This window comes from Mesorhizobium sp. M1078 (genome assembly GCF_040318615.1).
GTDB lineage: Bacteria > Pseudomonadota > Alphaproteobacteria > Rhizobiales > Rhizobiaceae > Mesorhizobium.
This window is the reverse complement of the sequence record NZ_JAMYMP010000003.1, coordinates 20495-36804: the sequence shown is the minus strand read 5'-3', so window position 1 is coordinate 36804 and position 16310 is coordinate 20495. Positions and strand designations below refer to the sequence as shown.

Below are 16310 nucleotides of genomic sequence, written 5' to 3'. Positions count from 1 at the left end.
CCCGTCAAACCGAAGCCGTCATGCCGCCGTCGACATAAAGCGTATGGCCGTTGACGAAGGATGAGGCGTCGGAGGCGAGGAACACGGCGGCGCCGATCAGTTCGTCGACATACCCCCAGCGGCCAGCCGGCGTGCGCTTTTCCAGCCAGGCGGAGAATTCCTGGTTGTCGACCAGCGCCTGGTTCATCTCGGTGCGGAAATAGCCGGGGGCGATGGCATTGATCTGCAAGCCGTATTTCGCCCAGTCGGTGCACATGCCACGTGTCAAATTGCGGATTGCGCCCTTGGTGGCCGTATAGGGCGCGATGTTGGGCCGGGCGAGTTCGCTCTGCACCGAGCCGATGTTGATGATCTTGCCCTTGCCGCGCGCGATCATATTGCGGGCGACCGCCTTGCCGGCATGGAAGGCGCCGGAGACATTGGTCTTGAACAGCCGCTCCCACTGCTCCTCGGGAAAGTCCTCGAGCGGAGCGCGGAACTGCACGCCGGCATTGTTGATCAGGATGTCGATGGCGCCGATCTCGGCCTCGATGCGGGCGACATCGGCATCGACCGCGCGAAAATCCGTCACGTCGAAGGTCGAGGGGTGCGCTTTGAAGCCGGCGTCGCGCAAGCCGGCGACAGCACCGGCAACCTTGCCGGCATCGCGGCCGTTGAGCACGACACTTGCGCCATGCTCGGCAAGGCCGCGCGCCAGCGCCAGGCCGATGCCCTGGCCGGAGCCGGTGATCAGCGCCAGCCGGCCGTTGAGCTCGAACAGGGATTTCGATGTCAAGGCAACGGTTTCCAGCCGAAAGGTTCAGTCCAAAAACATTCAGTCATTGCGCCTGAAGTTGCGGATCCGGTCGAACAGCACCGCGAGCAGGATGGCGCCGCCGATGAACACGCCTTGCCAGAAAGCATTGATGCCGAGCAGACCAAGGCTGTTGCGGATCACCTCGATGAGCGCGGCACCGACAATGGCGCCGAAAGCGGTGCCGACGCCGCCGGCGAGATTGGCGCCGCCGATGACGGTGGCGGCGATGACCTGCAGTTCCATGCCGGTTCCGAGATTGGTGGTGACGGCGCCAAGCCATCCGGTCTGGATGATGCCGGCAATGCCCGCCGCCAGCGCCGAGATCATATAGACGGCGACCTTGATCTGCTTGACGGGAACGCCGGTCAGCGTCGCCGCGTGCTCATTGCCGCCAATGGCGAAGATGTGGCGGCCAAACTTGGTCCAGCGCAGCGTGAATCCGGTGATCAGCGCCAAAAGGATCATGTAGAGGACCGGATTGGCGATGCCGAACACCCAGGCGCCGCCGCCCAGCGCCAGAAGCTTGTCGTGATCCGGGCCGAACTGGAAGACGACGGTGTTGTTGGAGGCGACCATGGCGAGGCTGCGGGCAATCGACAGCATGCCGAGCGTCACCACGAAGGGTGGAAAGCCGAGATAGGCGATCATGATGCCGTTGAAGGCGCCTATGGCGAGCGCAGTGGCGATCGAGGCGAGGATGCCGACTTCTATGGAGTAGCCGGCATGCATGGTGACGGCCAGCACCATCGACGACAGGCAGAGCACCGAACCGACCGACAGGTCGATGCCGCCGGTGATGATGACGAAGGTCATGCCGAGCGCGATGATGGCGACGAAGGTGATGTTGCGGGTGATGTTGTAAAGGTTCTTCGACGTGGCGAAGGCGTCGGTGGCAAAAGACAGGAACAGGCAGGCCAGGATGACCGCGATCACCACCCAGAAGGTCTGGCTGGCAAACAGTCTTGCCGGCAAGGATTGCTGTTTTTGTTCGATCGGCTGGTCAATTGTCAGTGCCATCGTCGACCTTCATGTGCTGTGCGTGGTGAAATTCGCTGAGATCAAACCTGTTCGATGGCGCCGGTGATCAGCCCGGTGACTTCCTCGGGCGAACTTGACGCAATCGTCTTGTCGGCGACCTTGCGGCCGCGCCGCATGACGATGACGCGGTCGGCAACGGTGAACACGTCAGGCATGCGGTGGCTGATCAGCACCACTGCGATGCCCTGGTCGCGCAAATGGCGGATCAGGTTCAGCACTTCGGCGACCTGGCGCACCGAGATCGCGGCCGTCGGTTCGTCCATCAACACGATCTTGGCCTGCGACAGCATGGTGCGGGCAATCGCTACTGCCTGGCGCTGGCCGCCCGACATCTGCTTGACGAGGTCGCGCGGACGGGTCTCGGACTTCAACTCGGCGAAGAGCTGGCCGGCGCGCTTGTACATGGCGGCATAGTCGAGGATGCGTAAAGGGCCGAGGCCGCGGCGCAATTCACGGCCGAGATAGACATTGGCGGCGGCGGTCAGATTGTTGCACAGCGCCAGGTCCTGGTGGACGATCTCGATGCCGTGCTGGCGAGCTTCCGCCGGCTTGTGCAGGATCAACTCCTTGCCGTCCATGCGCATGACGCCATGGCTGGGGCGGAAATTGCCGGCGATCATCTTGACCAGTGTCGACTTGCCGGCGCCGTTGTCGCCCATCAGGCCGACCACCTGTCCGGGCTCGATCGACAGCGATACGTCGTTGACCGCCTGGATGGCGCCGAAATGCCTCGAGATATTGGTGAGTTCGAGAACCGCCACCAGTCTTTGCCTCCCCGTGTTTTGCGACCCGCTGCTGTTCCCGGCGTGAATGCCGGCGCTGCTTTGGCCCCGCTCTCCCCATCTCCTCCAGGAAACAGCGTCAGCGTTCTTTTACGCAAAAGCCGGCGCTCGTCAATCAATTGTCGGACGAATTGAAGCGTTGGTTATCCAAAAATCCGTTTTGTAGGACAAATAGCATTGACGTTGGCCGCAAGCCGATATTAGCTAAGCGTCGGAGGAGATTATGCCGATGCCGCTGGCGGTTAGCCGGGCGGAATCGGCGGAGGTTTATCGGTCGAGGTTGCGGCGCCACCCATGTGTTGAGCCGGGCCAATGCCGCATCTGGAAATGCTTATCGATCTGTCTTGGCGACACGAGTGCTCGTGAAACGAACCTCGGTCATTAAGCATCCGGTCGATCTGTGTGGCGGGCACGCCGTGTCCGTCTGTTTCAAGGGAGGACTGACATGAGGAAAACACTTTTGCTCGCCGCCGTCGCCGCCATGGCGCTGGGCGCCGGGCCGGCTTTGGCCAAGAAACAGCTCGTCATCGTGGTGAAGGGTCTCGACAATCCATTCTTCGAAGCCATCCACCAGGGTTGCGAGAAATGGAACAAGGAAAATGCCAGCTCGGAATATGAATGCTTCTACACCGGCCCGGCGTCGACCTCGGACGAGGCCGGCGAGGCGCAGATCGTTCAGGACATGCTGAGCAAGGCCGACACGGTGGCAATGGCGATTTCGCCATCCAACGCGCCGCTGATCGCTCAGACGATCAAGACCGCCAATCCGACGATCCCGATCATGACGCTCGACGCCGATCTCAGCAAGGAAGATGCCGCGCTGCGCAAGACCTATCTCGGCACCGACAACTATTTGATGGGTCACAAGATCGGCGAGTACATCAAGAAGGGCAAGCCGAACGGCGGCACGATCTGTACCATCGAAGGCAATCCCGCGGCCGACAACATCCTGCGCCGGGCGCAGGGCATGCGTGACGCGCTGTCGGGCAAGGAAGGCCTGGCGGCACTTGCCGGCGAAGGCGGCTGGACCGAAGTTGCCGGTTGCCCGGTGTTCACCAATGACGACGGCGCCAAGGGCGTGCAGGCGATGACCGACATCCTCGCCGCCAATCCCAAGCTCGACGCCTTCGGCATCATGGGCGGCTGGCCGCTGTTTGGCGCACCGCAGCCCTATCGCGACCTGTTCGGGCCGCTCAAGGACCGCATCGCCAGCAACGACTTCGTCATTGGCGCCGCCGATACGATCGGCGATGAAGTGGCGATCGCCCGTGACGGCCTTGTGACCGCTCTGGTCGGTCAGCGGCCGTTCGAAATGGGCTACAAGGCACCATCGGTGATGATCGATCTGGTCGAAGGCAAGGCGGTCGCCGATCCGGTGTTCACCGGCCTCGACGAATGCACCAAGGACACGGTCGACACCTGCATCCAGAAGTAGGTTCTCGATTTCGGGGCGCCCTTTGACGGGCGCCCCGTCTCTTCCCGGACGGACGCAACGGTTGGGGCAGCAGGCTCCGGCTTTGACACGTCTGTAGTTTGGATTTTCGGCAACGAGATCGGCGCGCCGTGCAGGTTCGGACCATTCCGGACGCAGACGGCCGACGCATTGGAACGTGAATGCCGGACGAGAAATCAAAGAAGCGAGCCGAGCGGGCCAAGGCACAAACCAGCCTCGGTCCGGCTGTCATGCGCAGGGCCGGTGCCGCGCATTTTCCGGGAGCGAGCGTCCATGTCTCGCTGGCCGGCGAGATTGGCCTCAGGATCGTGCGCGGCGACTATCCGCCCGGCACCATTCTGCCCAACGAGGCCAAATGGGCCGAGACCTTCGATGTCAGTCGTTCGGCGGTGCGCGAAGCCATCAAGATGCTGATGGCCAAAAGCCTGCTGGCTTCACGGCCCAAGATCGGCAGCTGGGTCGAGCCCAGGGAACGCTGGAACCTGCTCGACCGCGATGTGCTGGCCTGGTACGCGACCGGGCCGGACCGGGAAGCCTTCCTGCGCACGGTGCAGGAGTTCCGTCACATCATCGAGCCGGAAGCGTCGGCCTTTGCCGCTACGCGGCGCAACGACGAGCAGATGGACGAGATCAGCCAAGCCTGTCGTGAGATGGGCGAGGCTCTGAACCTGCAGGAGCGTATCCGCGCCGATACGCGTTTTCACCTCGCCATACTGCGCGCCTCGGGCAACGATCTGCTGGTGCCGCTTGGCGTTCTGATCGAGTCGGCGCTCGATCATCTCTTTGTCTTCGTCACACGCGAGACCAGCGATCAGCGGCGGGCGCAGGCGCTGCATGAGGCGATCGAGAAGAACATCCGCCTGCAGCGCCCTGCGGCCGCGCGCAATGCGGTGCACAAACTGCTCGCCAACACCGACGATGTTATCGGCCGGTCGAGGCGCTGACACAGGCTTTTCGCCGCCTTCAAATCGTCTGCTTCTTGCCGTCCTTGCTGGGCATCAGGTCGACGCCGTTGACCTTGCCGATATATGTCGCCAGCATCGGCACGAATTGCTCGGCCGGGCCAGTGGCATGGGCACCGGCGAAGGAGTTCTTGGTGGCGTTGCCGAGCGGGTTGGCGATGCCGGCCGCACCCGCCATCGATTCCAGATAGGTCAGGTCCTTGAAGGCGTTGGCGATGGTGAATTTATGCGCGTCGCGGTCGCCCTCCAGCGTCCAGCGCATGAAGGTCTGGTAGAAGCCGCAATCCATGCGGCCGTTGCGGATGACGCTGTCGAAACGCGGTGGCGAGATGCCGACCTTTTCGGCCAGCGCCAGCGCCTCGGAATAGATCGCGGCATAGCCCAGCGAGATGAAGTTGTTGAGCAGCTTCATGCGGTGGCCGTCACCGGTGTCGCCAATATGGACGATGCGGCCGGCCCAGGTCTCGATGACCGGCTTCACACGGGCAAACAGCGCGTCGGGCGCGCCGACCATGGCGTCGAGCGTGCCTTCCCAGGCTTCCTTCGGGGTGCGGCTGAGCGGTGCATCGACGAAGTCGACGCCGATCTCCTTCAGTTCCGCCGCCAGCGCCACGGTCGAGACCGGATCGGCGGTCGAGCAATCGACGACAACCGAGCCTCTTTTCAGGCCCTCCTTGAGGCCGCCGGGGCCACGGATGATGGCTTCGACCTCGCGCGAGCCGGTGACGCAGATGAAGACGATATCGGATGCCGCTGCCACCTCACGCGAGGTGGCCACTTCCTTCGCGCCGCGGCCAGCCAAGTCTTCCGCCGGCTTGCGGTTCTTGCGGCCGAGGAAGGTCAGGCCATAGCCCTTGTCGACGATGTTCTTGGCAATGCCGTGCCCCATCAGGCCAAGGCCGATAAAGCCGATCTTTTCGCTCGCGGCGGTCGTGGTCATGTCTTGAAGTCCTGTTGCGATGATTGATATTGGGCGCCGCCGTCTTGCGGGCGAGGGTGGTTGCAGAATGCCATATTGTCTGACAATACACAGAAATCCTAGGCATTGGAGACGAAAATGACGAAGCGGATCATGTTCACCGGCGGCAGCGGCAAGGCCGGTCGCCATGTCGTGCAATATCTGGTCGAACAGGGCTGCCAGGTGCTCAACATCGACACCAAGCCGCTCGACAATCCCAAGGTACGCACGCTGATCACCGACATCACCGACAGCGGCCAGGTGTTCAACGCGCTGTCGAGCTATATGGGCCTGCATGAATTCGATCCGTCGCTGCGCCCGCAGCCGGTCGATGCCGTGGTGCATTTCGCCGCCATACCGCGCATCATGATCACGACCGACAATGAGGTGTTCCGCATCAATGCGATGGGCACCTACAACGTCATCGAGGCGGCGGTGAAGCTCGGTATCCCGAAGGTGGTGATCGCGTCCAGCGAGACCACCTATGGCGTGGTGTTCGCCAACGAGCCGCGCGATCCCAAATATTTCCCACTCGACGAAGAATACGACGTCGATCCGATGGACAGCTATGCTCTGTCCAAGGTCGTCAACGAGCACACGGCGCGCGCCTTTGCGCAGCGCAACGGCACCGATATCTATGCCTTGCGCATCGGCAACGTCATCGAACCGCACGAATATTCGCTGTTTCCGAAGTGGTTTGCCGATCCGGGCTTTCGCAAGCGCATCGCCTGGAGCTATGTCGACGCGCGCGATCTCGGCCAGATCACGCTGCGCGCCGTTGAAACGGACGGGCTCGGCTTCCAGGTGTTCAACGCCGCCAATGACGACACCTCGTCCGACCTGCCGACGGCCGAACTTTTGAAGCGGTTTTACCCCGACGTGCCGGTCAAGGCGGATCTCGGCGAATATGAAACGCTGCTCTCGAACCGCAAGGCCAGGGACATGCTCGGCTTCCGTCCCGAGCACAGCTGGCGCAAATACGTCAAATAGGACGGTCGGGGGCAAGGTTGCGACCTGATCTGTGCACAGCCGCAGGCTTTGCCGTCAACGTCCCGTCCTTTGCTTGACAGCTTTCGAAATCCGGACTTTGTGGACGCATGAGGGACGGAAAGCCGAATAAGGGAAAGAAGCCTGAAAAGGCGGCATCCGGCGAGCGCCCGGCGACCCTTCGCCGGGCTGACGCCACCCGGATGCCCGGCACCAGCGTGCATGCCTCGCTGGCCAGCGAAATCGGGCTTCGGATCGTGCGCGGCGACTATCCGCCAGGCACCATCCTGCCCAATGAAGCCAAATGGTCCGAAACCTTCAACGTCAGTCGCTCTGCGGTGCGCGAAGCGATCAAGATGCTGATGGCCAAAAGCCTTTTGGCATCGCGCCCCAAGATCGGCAGTTGGGTGGAGCCCAGGGAGCGCTGGAACCTGCTCGATCGCGATGTGCTCGCCTGGTACGCGACCGCGCCCGACCGTGAGGTGTTCCTGAAGACGGTGCAGGAATTCCGCCACATCATCGAGCCGGAAGCGACTGCCTTCGCAGCCATGCGACGCACCGAGGAGCAGATGGCCGAGATCAGCCAGGCCTGCCGCGAGATGGGCAAGGCGTCGAGCCTGCAGGAGCGCACGCGCGCCGACACACGTTTCCATCTGGCCATCCTGCGTGCCTCCGGCAATGACCTGCTGGTGCCGCTCGGCGTGCTGATCGAATCCGCCTTCGATCATCTGTTCACCTATACGACGCGCGAACTCGACGATCTGCAGCATGCACAGCAACTGCACGAGGCGATCGAGAAGGCCATCCGCCTGCAGCGGCCGGAGGCGGCCCGCAACGCGGTGCGCAAGCTGCTCGCCAATACAGACGGCGTCATCAACACCCGGTAGGATGTGCTGAAATTCAGGTGAGGCGGGCCTGCAAACGCCGGCTTTCTGCGCTTCCGGTGCTCACGTACTTAAGTACGCTCCGCTCCGGTTCTCGAACCCAATGTTTTCGGCGCGGCCTGACCTGAATCTCAACACATCCTGCGAGCGCTCAGCCGGCCTGCGAAGTGGCCAAATGCTGCCTGGTCAGCGCGATCAGCAGTGCCTGGTCGCGCGCGGCGTGCTCGGGGCGGTTGACCACCTCGTCGCCATTGACGATCGCACCCCAGAAGCCGCGCAGTTCCTCGACGAAGGCTTCGCCGTAGCCGGCACGCAGATCCCTTGTCGACAGTGTGTGGCCGTCCGAGGTCTTCACAGTCAGCCGGGTCGGATGATGGTTGAGCCAGGGCGAGGGGAATTCGAGCTCAAGGCTGGCATCGTCGAAGAAGAGCGTGATGCGTTCCTTGTAGTCGGCGAGCTTCGGCACGGTGAGATGCGTCATCGTCCACAGTGCCTGGCCGTCGAGCAGTTTTACCGCGCCCTGGCCGCCATCGCCATTGGCGAAGATCTGCGCGCCGACAACCTCGCCCTCCGGCACGCTGAGCGCGTCGAGCAGGCCGTGCACGGCATTCACATCGTGAATCAAGGCGGAGCTGTAAGCGCCGGTAAACCCACGGAAAGCCAGATCGGTCATGGGCTGGCCGATGGCGCGCTCGACCTGTTGTTTCTGCTTGCTTTGCGCGGCGGCAATCAGCTCCTCGGGAATGTCGTTGCCTCGCTTGTAGCGCTGGTGGGCGATGAACGGCCAGGCATCGGGATCGTTGACCTCGACCGAGACGGACCGCAACGTCTTTGCCGTGCCGGGCAGCGAGGCCAGCGCCAGCCGGTAGCTCGGATCGAAGCGCTTCATATAGCCGACCTGCATGACCTTGCCGGCCTTGTCGCGCGCGGCGATGATCTCGGCGATTTCCGCCGGGGAATAGCAGAGCGGCTTTTCGCAGAAGACATGCAGGCCGCGCCCGAGTGCGGCCAGTACCTGCTCGTGATGCAGCGGGTCGGGCGAGCCGATGACGACGGCGTCGAGCTTCTGGCCGAACAGTTGCTCCGGCGTTTCGAAATTGGCGATGCCGTGAATTTCGCTGACATATTCCCGCGAAATCCTTGACGGGTCGGCAACGCCGACCAGTTCGAACAGGTCGCCGAGCCGCAACAGGTTTGGAATATGCTCGACCTGCGAAATCATGCCGGCGCCGATGACGCCGACGCGTATCCTGCTCATGCTGTTAATACTCTCTGCAAAAGTGTTCCAGGCTCAGGGTGCGGCGGCCGGCCGGTTGCCGATCTGCGCCAACAGCCCGGCAATCTCAGCTTCCACCGCCTTCAAATCCTCGCCGCCCGACATGATGGAAATCACCTCGTCGCGCGAGATCTCGGACTTGGCGTATGTACCGCGATTGCGGCCGCGGTTGAGCAGCGTGAAAGTGTCACCGACAGGGTAGGCGTGGTGGATGTTGTGGCTGATGAAGATCACGGCCAGGCCGCGCATGCGCGCCTCGATGATGAATTTCAGCACCATCGCCGCCTGATGCACGCCGAGCGCCGAGGTCGGTTCGTCCAAAATCAGCACCTTGGCGCCGAAATGCACGGCGCGTGCGATCGCCACCGACTGGCGCTCGCCGCCCGACAGCGTGCCGACGGCCTGCGTCGGGTCGCGCACGTCGATGCCGATATCGGCCATCGCCTGGCGGGCAATTGTGTTGGCGCGCTCCTTGTCGAAGCGCGAGAAGGGCAGGCGGCTTCTGGTCGGCTCGCGGCCGAGGAAGAAGTTGCGCGTGATCGACATCAGCGAGATCATGCCGAGGTCCTGGAAGACCGTCGCGACGCCGAGGTCCTGCGCGTCGCGCGGGCTGCGGAACGTGACGGGCTTGCCGTCGACGAAAATCTCGCCCTTGGTCGGCCGGTGCACGCCCGACAGAACCTTGATCAGCGTCGACTTGCCGGCGCCGTTGTCGCCCAGCAAGCAGTGCACCTCGCCGGGATAGACCTTGATGTCGATATCCTGCAGCGCGCGCACCGAGCCGAAATTGACCGACACACCACGCAATTCCATGGCTGGCTGGATGGCCGGGGACGGGTTTGGGTAGGTCATTTGCCGCCTCCGCGTCCGAGCGCCTTGAGGCGGATGTAGTTGTTGACCAGCACGGCCATCAAAATGACGATGCCGAGGAAGACCTTGAACCAGTCGGTGTCGATGCCGGTGTAGAAGATGCCCATCTGCACCAGGCCGAAGATCAGCGCGCCGAACAGCACGCCATAGACGGTGCCGTAGCCGCCGGTGAGCAGCACGCCGCCGATGACCGCGGCGATGATCGCCTCGAATTCCTTGAGCAGGCCGCGCGTGGTGTCGGCGGAGCCGGCCTCCATCACCTGGATGGTGGCAAGCAAGGTCGCGGCACAGGCGGTGTAGATGAACAGCGCGATCTTAACCCGGTCGACCGGCACGCCGACATTGCGGGCGGCATTGAGGTCGCCGCCGGTGGCGAAGATCCAGTTGCCGTATTTGGTCTGGGTCAAGACATAGCCGGCAAGCGCTGTCAGTCCGAGCCACCAGACGATCGACATCGGAATGCCGACGACGAAGGGAATGCCGTCGGTGCGGGTGGCGATCCAACCTTGCGTGCCCATCCATTGGAAGAAGCCGGTCAGGAGATGGCCGTTGAACAGGCCCGCGGTTGCCGGGTCCGGCGCGCCGTCGAGGATGTAGGGGATCTGCGTGCGGCCGGTGACGGCGCGGGTGATGCCGATCGACAGGCCGCGCAGGATGTAGAGCGACGCCAGCGTCACGATGAAGGAGGGCAGGCGGGTCTTCACCACGATCAGGCCGTTGACGTAGCCGGTGAGGATGGCGACAGCGAAGGCGCAGGCGATGCCGCCCCACAGCGGCAAGCCCCAGTATTTGACGGTCAGGCCGATGACGACGCCGGCGAAGCCGACCATCGAGCCGACGGAGAGATCGAACTCGCCGGCGATGATGAGAAGGGCTGCGGCCGTGGCGATGATGCCGAGTTCGGCTGCCAGCGTCAGGAAGGTCATCGACCCCTGTAGCGAATAGAGGTTCGACGCACCCGGCAGCAGGGCGAAGATGATGACGGTGGCGATGAGGCCGCCGGCGGCACCGGCTTCGGGCCGGCGCAGCCATTGCGTCAGCCGGCCGGTGCTGGCCAGCCGCTCGTCAGTGCCGGCAGCCCGTTTCGACGTCATGCCGAAACGGTCCTTGCCCAGTACCCCGGGGGCCGGCGCTTCTGGAGGTATCGCCTTGTCTTCCACAACAGCCATTAGGCTCCCCAATCGCTCACTTCGCAATCTCGACCAGAGACGGGGAGCGCATGGCGGCTCCCCGATCCGTTTTGGTCTTGCCTTAGCGGATGCCGTCCTTGGCGAGCGCCAGGATCGCCTTGGCCTTGTCGGGCGAGTCGATGAACAGCGGCCCGGTGTAGGCGTTGTTCTGCGGCCAGAAGCCATGTGTGGCATGCTCGACCAGATAGATCACCGGCAGGTATCCCATCAGATATTGCTGGGCGTCCATGCCGAAGCCCATTTCGCCGGCGACGACGGAATCCAGGACTTCGGGGCTGATGTCGAAGGTGTAGAGCTTGATCTTGCCGAACAGTTCCTTCTGCCGGAAGAACGGGATCAGCGGATTGGCGGCGGTGGCGCCGAGCGCAAACACCGCCTGGGTGTCGGGATGCGCCGACAGATAGGCCTCGGTGCGGCGCTGGATGTCGGCCGGATCGGGCGACACGGTAAGCACCTCGGTGCCGCCGCCTGACGGCTTCAGCCCGTCATTCAACCCCTGGCAGCGCTGGTCGAGGCTGACATTGCCGACCTCGTGGTTGATGCAGACGACCTTGAGCGTGCCTTCCTTGGCCAGCCGCTCGCCCGCCTTCTTGCCGGAATCATATTCGGAGACTGTGCCGACGTAGAGAGAGGTGCCGAGTTCGGCGCCTTCCTTCTCGCCGGAATCCAGGACGACCATCGGAATGTTGGCGGCAAGGCCGGCCTTGACCGATTTACCAAGCGCATTGGCGTCGGCAATGGAGACGGCGATGCCGTCGGGATTGGTGGCGATGGCCGCGTCGAGCAGGCGGGCCTGTTCGACCACGTCGAACACTTGCGGCGCATAATATTCGACCTTGGCGCCGGTGAGCGCCGCCGCATCGTCGACGCCGCGCTTGACCACCGACCAGTAGGGATCGGAGGCCGAGCCATGCACCACGAAGGTGATGCGGACATCCTTCGGGTCCTTCAGGCCCGCGGCCTGCACGACGCCCGCCAGCATACTCATCGAGACAAGCGCGCCGAGCGCCAGTTTCAGAACAGTCTTCATGTCATTCTCCCATTGTCGTTGCAGTTCCAAATCCCTCTTTGCGCTGTTGGCCGACGGATCGGCTTACGGCGCTGACCGGGTGGCCGCTTTGCGGGCCTTTGCCGGTGTCGATGCCCCGAGCCGTGCACGCAGTTCCTCGCGCAACGGCTTCATGCCGATGATGTCGATGTCCTGCGCGCCGAGCCAGTCGCGAAAAGCCTGGTCGCGGAAGAGTTCATATTCCTCGGTGCGGATATAGGCGGAGCGCGGCTCGATCAGTTCGAGCTCGCCCGGCGCGTTGAAGTGCAGGCAAAAGAAGGTCAGGCCTTCACGGACCCCTTCGACCAATGCCTTGTAGGCTGGCTCTATCGGCTTGGAGCGTGGACGGCCCCAGGTCGTCTGAATGGCGGCGTCGAAGATGACAAAGCCTTTGGCGCGGGCTCCAGTGACGCCGCGCTGGAACGCCGCTTCGGTGACGCCGACCAGATTGTCTTTGGGCGAATAGGCCGACAGCGTTTTGGTCAACAGCACCGGCAGCCGATATTCCAGGCCGAGCTTGATGTAGACGTCGCAAAACTCCGGCGACAGCGCTGCCCCCATATGGGCGTCAAGATGAGTGACGTCGATGCCGGCGCGGTAGGCGGTGTCGATCTGGGCGCGAAGCTCGGTTTCCACCGCTTGCGGTGCTGCCTTGCGGCGGGTGGTCGCGACATCGGGCCAGAAATAACCGAACTCGTCCGTCAGGCCGGCCGCGCGCGACGGCGACGTCAGCGGCCGCCATTTGTAGTGCTGCTTTTCGCTGTTCAGCGTCAGGTGGACGCCGAGATCGAGCCGGGGGTCGGCGGCTGTCGCTTCGGCCATCTCAGGGAACCATGGACACGGCACCATCACGGCGCCGGAGCTGCAGGCGCCCAGTGCGGTCAGTTCGAGGAAGGCGCTGTTGGCGCCATGGCACATGCCGACATCGTCTTCATGCAGGACGAGCTGTCGCGTCATGGACGGCCACCGTTTTGCCGGCCACCATCTTGCCGGCCACCATCTTGCCGGCCACCATCTTGCCGGCACGCCGGTTTCGAGGGTCTTCCAAAGTGTGTCCCGTGCTGCATGGAACCGACCGTTTGCCCAACTGGACGCGATGGAACGCCCAACGCGGGCTTTCCGACAGGGCCACTTCGACGAATTCGGATGGGTACGATTTTTCCGCGGGCCTGCATTCTGGAATGTCGATTTCATTCGATATGCCCACAGTCGGCGCTAAACGCCGCTCCGACGTGAGCAGGATGGCTTGGTCCGATCGCAGCGGAGTGGTTCTTTCAAACGGCGGCCGTAGGCGTACTGCTTTCACACCATCAAGCGATGTGGAGACTTGCCATGTACACCGCCGGCGAAGAAGAGATCGAAGCCATTGCCAGGGTGATCCGCTCGGGCGCGCTGTTTCGCTATGGCGAGAACAGCGAGTGCAACCGCTTCGAGGCCCGCTATGCAAGGCATCTCGGCGTCGAGCATTTCGCGCTTGCCGCCAGCGGCACCTATGGGCTCGCCGCCGGCCTGATCGGCCTCGGCATCGGCCCGGGCGATGAGGTGCTGGTGCCGGCGCACACCTATATGGCGACCGCCACAGCAGTGCTGTCGGTCGGCGCCATTCCGGTCATTGTCGACATCGACGAGAGCCTGACCATCGACCCGGCCGCTCTGCGCGACGCCGTCGGCCCGCGCACCAAGGCGGTCATCCCGGTACATATGTGGGGTGCGGCCTGCAACATGAACGCCATCATGGACATCGCTAAAAAACGCGGTCTGCTCGTGCTGGAAGATGTCTGCCAGGGCATTGGCGGCGGCTATGAGGGCAAGAAGCTCGGCTCCATCGGCCATGCCGGCGCCTACTCCTTCAACTACTTCAAGAACATGACGTCGGGCGAGGGCGGCGGCATCGCCACCAGCTATCCGAAAGTGGCGGAGCGGGCGCGCTGCGCCATCGACCCCTGCCACTTCTACTGGCAGGGCCGCAGCGACAGCATCAAGCCGTTCGCCGGCATCGGCGCGCGCGCCTCGGAATTGATGGGCGCGATGCTCAATGTCCAGCTCGACCGTCTCGACGGCATCATCGAGGCGATGCGGGCGGAGAAGAAGAAGGTGCTGGCCGGCACGCGCCATCTCGGCAATCTCGGTCTGACGCCGTCGCCGATGAACAGCCCCGACGACGATTGCGCGGCGCAGGTGATGTATCTGCTGCCCAGCGAACAGGCGGCGCAGACTTTTTCGAAGACCATTCCGAGCGTCATTGCCGGCAAGACCGGCCGCCACAATTTCACTCAGTGGGACCAGGTGCTGATGCATGAGGGCGCGCATCATCCGGCGCTCAATCCGTACACGCTGCCGGAAAACAAGGGCCTGCGGCTGACCTATGCCGACGATCTCGGCAAGGGTTCTCTCGACATCCTCAACCGCACGGTGATGATCGCGATGAATCCGGCGCATGGCGACGCCGACATCGACGACATGGTCCATAACATCGATGCGGCGGCCCGTGTGGCGCTGGAGAATGCCTCGCTGGACGATGTCGAGGTGCGCAAGGCAGCGCCCGTCGATCTGCAGAAATTCGATAGTGTGAATTGAAGCGCTCAGCGCTGGATCGGCCTATTGCCGGTCCAGCCGCATGAAGGCAGCGCGCAACGCCAGCACCGCGCGCAGGATCTGGCGTTCGTCCATCGCGGCATAGCCGAGCAGCAGGCCGTGTTCCGGCTCGCTCGAATGGTAGTTGATCGAGATGCCCTGCACGTCGAGGCCCTCCTTGACGGCGGCGGCGACGACGTCGCTGTCCTTGTAGGGTCGGACGAAACTGGCCAGCAGCTGCATGCCGGAATCGTTCTCGGTCACAGTCAGCCATTCGGCCAGATGCTCCTGGCACAGCTTGACGAAATTGGCTTGCCGGCGCGCATAAAGGCGGCGCATGCGTTTCAGATGTGTGGCGAAATAGCCTTGCGTGATGAAGTCGTTGACCGTCGCCTGCAGGATCAGCGGCGCGAACTGGCCGGTGATCGAGACGGCACGGTCGAAGGGCACGGACAGTTCGCGGGGTACGATGAGATAGCCGATGCGAAGCGTCGGGATCAGCGTCTTGCCGAAGGAACCAATATAGACGACGCGGTCGGCATGATCGAGGCCGCGCAGCGCCGGCACCGGCCGGCCACGGTACCGGTACTCGCCGTCATAATCGTCCTCGACGATCCAGGCGCCGTGGCGCTCGGCGATGTCGAGCAGCTGCAGCCGTTCCTCGATGCGCATGATGGTGCCGAACGGCCACTGGCAGGATGGCGTCACATAGATCAGGCGCGGCGGCGGCAGCTCTGGGTCTGCGAGATGCCATCCAAGGCGATCGACCTTCAAGGGCGCAAGCTGCGCGCCGCTGGCGAGAAAGGCGCTCTTGGCGCCGAGATAGCCGGGCTCCTCCATCCAGACATGGTCGCCTTCGTCCATCAGCACGCGCGAAGCGAGGTCGAGTGCCGCCTGCGCGCCGGTGACGATGATGACCTGGTCGGCGGTGCAGTTGATGCCGCGCGACAGGCTGATGGTCGACGCAATGGCCTGGCGCAGACCGGGATGGCCGGCAAAGGAGATATAGCCGAGCAAGTTCTCGTCGCGGCTGCGCGCATTGCGCACCAGAAGGCTGGACCAGATGGTGAAGGGGAAGGAGGCGGTTTCCGGCACGCCGGGATGGAAGTTGATGACGCCGGCATTGCGTGGCGGCTGTGGGCCGTTGACGATGGTCTGACCGCGCCGCGAGAGTTTTTGCGGGGCGGCGAGGCCGGCACGCAGCGCGGCCGGCGGGCGTTTCTGCTGGATCGGCGCCACCCAGGTGCCGGACCCGGCGCGCGCCTCGATAAAACCTTCGGCGAGCAGCTGGTCGTAGGCGGCGATCACCGTGTTGCGGCCGACCTTGAGATCCTCGGCCAGCGAGCGTGTCGAAGGAAGCAGCGTGTTCTGCTGAATCTGGCCGTCGAGGATGAAGCGCCGCAAGGCGCCATAGATCTGTCGGTGCATCGGTTCGTCCGAGCCGCGGTCGACCGACATGATGTCGAGGGAAAGGCGCATATGGTCGGCCAAG

General features: G+C 63.4%; 15 protein-coding genes. 5 read left to right on the top strand and 10 right to left on the bottom strand.

Going from position 1 to position 16310, the window contains the following annotated elements; genetic code table 11:
- Positions 1-4: 4 nt before the first annotated feature.
- Genes NKH38_RS06565 through NKH38_RS06555 form a run of 3 tightly spaced genes read right to left on the bottom strand, consistent with a single transcriptional unit; the run spans position 5 to position 2595 of the window.
- Positions 5-775, bottom strand: a complete 771-nt coding sequence (locus NKH38_RS06565) for an SDR family oxidoreductase (RefSeq protein ID WP_031194897.1) — start codon at positions 773-775, stop codon at positions 5-7.
- Between the two features lie 39 nt (positions 776-814).
- Positions 815-1813 (bottom strand): ABC transporter permease, encoded by a 999-nt coding sequence (locus tag NKH38_RS06560; protein ID WP_023673048.1) that lies wholly within the window; start codon positions 1811-1813, stop codon positions 815-817.
- 41 nt (positions 1814-1854) lie between these two features.
- The gene (locus tag NKH38_RS06555; protein ID WP_023682237.1) at positions 1855-2595 is read right to left on the bottom strand and encodes an ATP-binding cassette domain-containing protein; all 741 of its coding nucleotides are present in this window, start codon (positions 2593-2595) and stop codon (positions 1855-1857) included.
- Between the two features lie 466 nt (positions 2596-3061).
- Between NKH38_RS06555 and NKH38_RS06550 the strand changes: the two genes are divergently transcribed.
- Both NKH38_RS06550 and NKH38_RS06545 read left to right on the top strand, forming a co-directional pair.
- A complete protein-coding gene (locus NKH38_RS06550) occupies positions 3062-4051 on the top strand; it encodes a sugar-binding protein (protein WP_023673050.1) in 990 nt (329 codons plus the stop codon).
- Between the two features lie 179 nt (positions 4052-4230).
- A complete protein-coding gene (locus NKH38_RS06545; protein ID WP_352764676.1) occupies positions 4231-5013 on the top strand; it encodes a FadR/GntR family transcriptional regulator in 783 nt (260 codons plus the stop codon).
- Between the two features lie 19 nt (positions 5014-5032).
- Here the strand turns inward: NKH38_RS06545 and NKH38_RS06540 are convergent, their stop codons facing one another.
- Complete coding sequence (locus tag NKH38_RS06540) at positions 5033-5971, bottom strand: NAD(P)-dependent oxidoreductase (RefSeq protein ID WP_023682235.1); 939 nt, start codon at positions 5969-5971, stop codon at positions 5033-5035.
- A 117-nt stretch (positions 5972-6088) separates the two neighbouring features.
- On the opposite strand from NKH38_RS06540, the gene NKH38_RS06535 reads away from it, so the two are divergent.
- Together NKH38_RS06535 and NKH38_RS06530 are read left to right on the top strand one after the other, a co-directional pair.
- Positions 6089-6979 (top strand): NAD-dependent epimerase/dehydratase family protein, encoded by an 891-nt coding sequence (locus tag NKH38_RS06535; protein WP_023744557.1) that lies wholly within the window; start codon positions 6089-6091, stop codon positions 6977-6979.
- A gap of 107 nt (positions 6980-7086) precedes the next feature.
- Positions 7087-7863, top strand: a complete 777-nt coding sequence (locus NKH38_RS06530) for a FadR/GntR family transcriptional regulator (RefSeq protein WP_352764680.1) — start codon at positions 7087-7089, stop codon at positions 7861-7863.
- Between the two features lie 148 nt (positions 7864-8011).
- Here the strand turns inward: NKH38_RS06530 and NKH38_RS06525 are convergent, their stop codons facing one another.
- The 5 genes from NKH38_RS06525 to NKH38_RS06505 all read right to left on the bottom strand — a co-directional run bounded on the left by NKH38_RS06525 (position 8012) and on the right by NKH38_RS06505 (position 13201).
- Positions 8012-9118 carry a Gfo/Idh/MocA family protein gene (locus NKH38_RS06525; RefSeq protein ID WP_352764683.1) on the bottom strand — a complete coding sequence of 369 codons (1107 nt, stop codon included), beginning with the start codon at positions 9116-9118 and terminating at the stop codon, positions 8012-8014.
- A gap of 33 nt (positions 9119-9151) precedes the next feature.
- Positions 9152-9988, bottom strand: coding sequence for an ATP-binding cassette domain-containing protein (locus NKH38_RS06520; protein WP_023712088.1), 837 nt, complete (start codon positions 9986-9988; stop codon positions 9152-9154).
- Positions 9985-11100 (bottom strand): ABC transporter permease, encoded by a 1116-nt coding sequence (locus NKH38_RS06515; RefSeq protein WP_023687958.1) that lies wholly within the window; start codon positions 11098-11100, stop codon positions 9985-9987. The genes NKH38_RS06520 and NKH38_RS06515 overlap by 4 nt, the downstream gene beginning before the upstream one ends.
- Positions 11101-11257: 157 nt before the next feature.
- The gene (locus NKH38_RS06510; RefSeq protein WP_023687959.1) at positions 11258-12226 is read right to left on the bottom strand and encodes a rhizopine catabolism ABC transporter substrate-binding protein; all 969 of its coding nucleotides are present in this window, start codon (positions 12224-12226) and stop codon (positions 11258-11260) included.
- A gap of 63 nt (positions 12227-12289) precedes the next feature.
- Positions 12290-13201: a polysaccharide deacetylase family protein gene (locus tag NKH38_RS06505; protein WP_352764687.1), complete on the bottom strand. Its 912-nt coding sequence runs from the start codon at positions 13199-13201 to the stop codon at positions 12290-12292.
- Between the two features lie 375 nt (positions 13202-13576).
- Here NKH38_RS06505 and NKH38_RS06500 point away from each other — a divergent pair, with 375 nt between their 5' ends.
- Complete coding sequence (locus NKH38_RS06500; protein WP_023682227.1) at positions 13577-14821, top strand: DegT/DnrJ/EryC1/StrS family aminotransferase; 1245 nt, start codon at positions 13577-13579, stop codon at positions 14819-14821.
- Between the two features lie 21 nt (positions 14822-14842).
- Here NKH38_RS06500 and mocR read toward each other — a convergent pair whose 3' ends face one another.
- A complete protein-coding gene (gene mocR, locus NKH38_RS06495; protein WP_352764691.1) occupies positions 14843-16309 on the bottom strand; it encodes a rhizopine catabolism transcriptional regulator MocR in 1467 nt (488 codons plus the stop codon).
- Position 16310 lies beyond the last annotated feature (1 nt).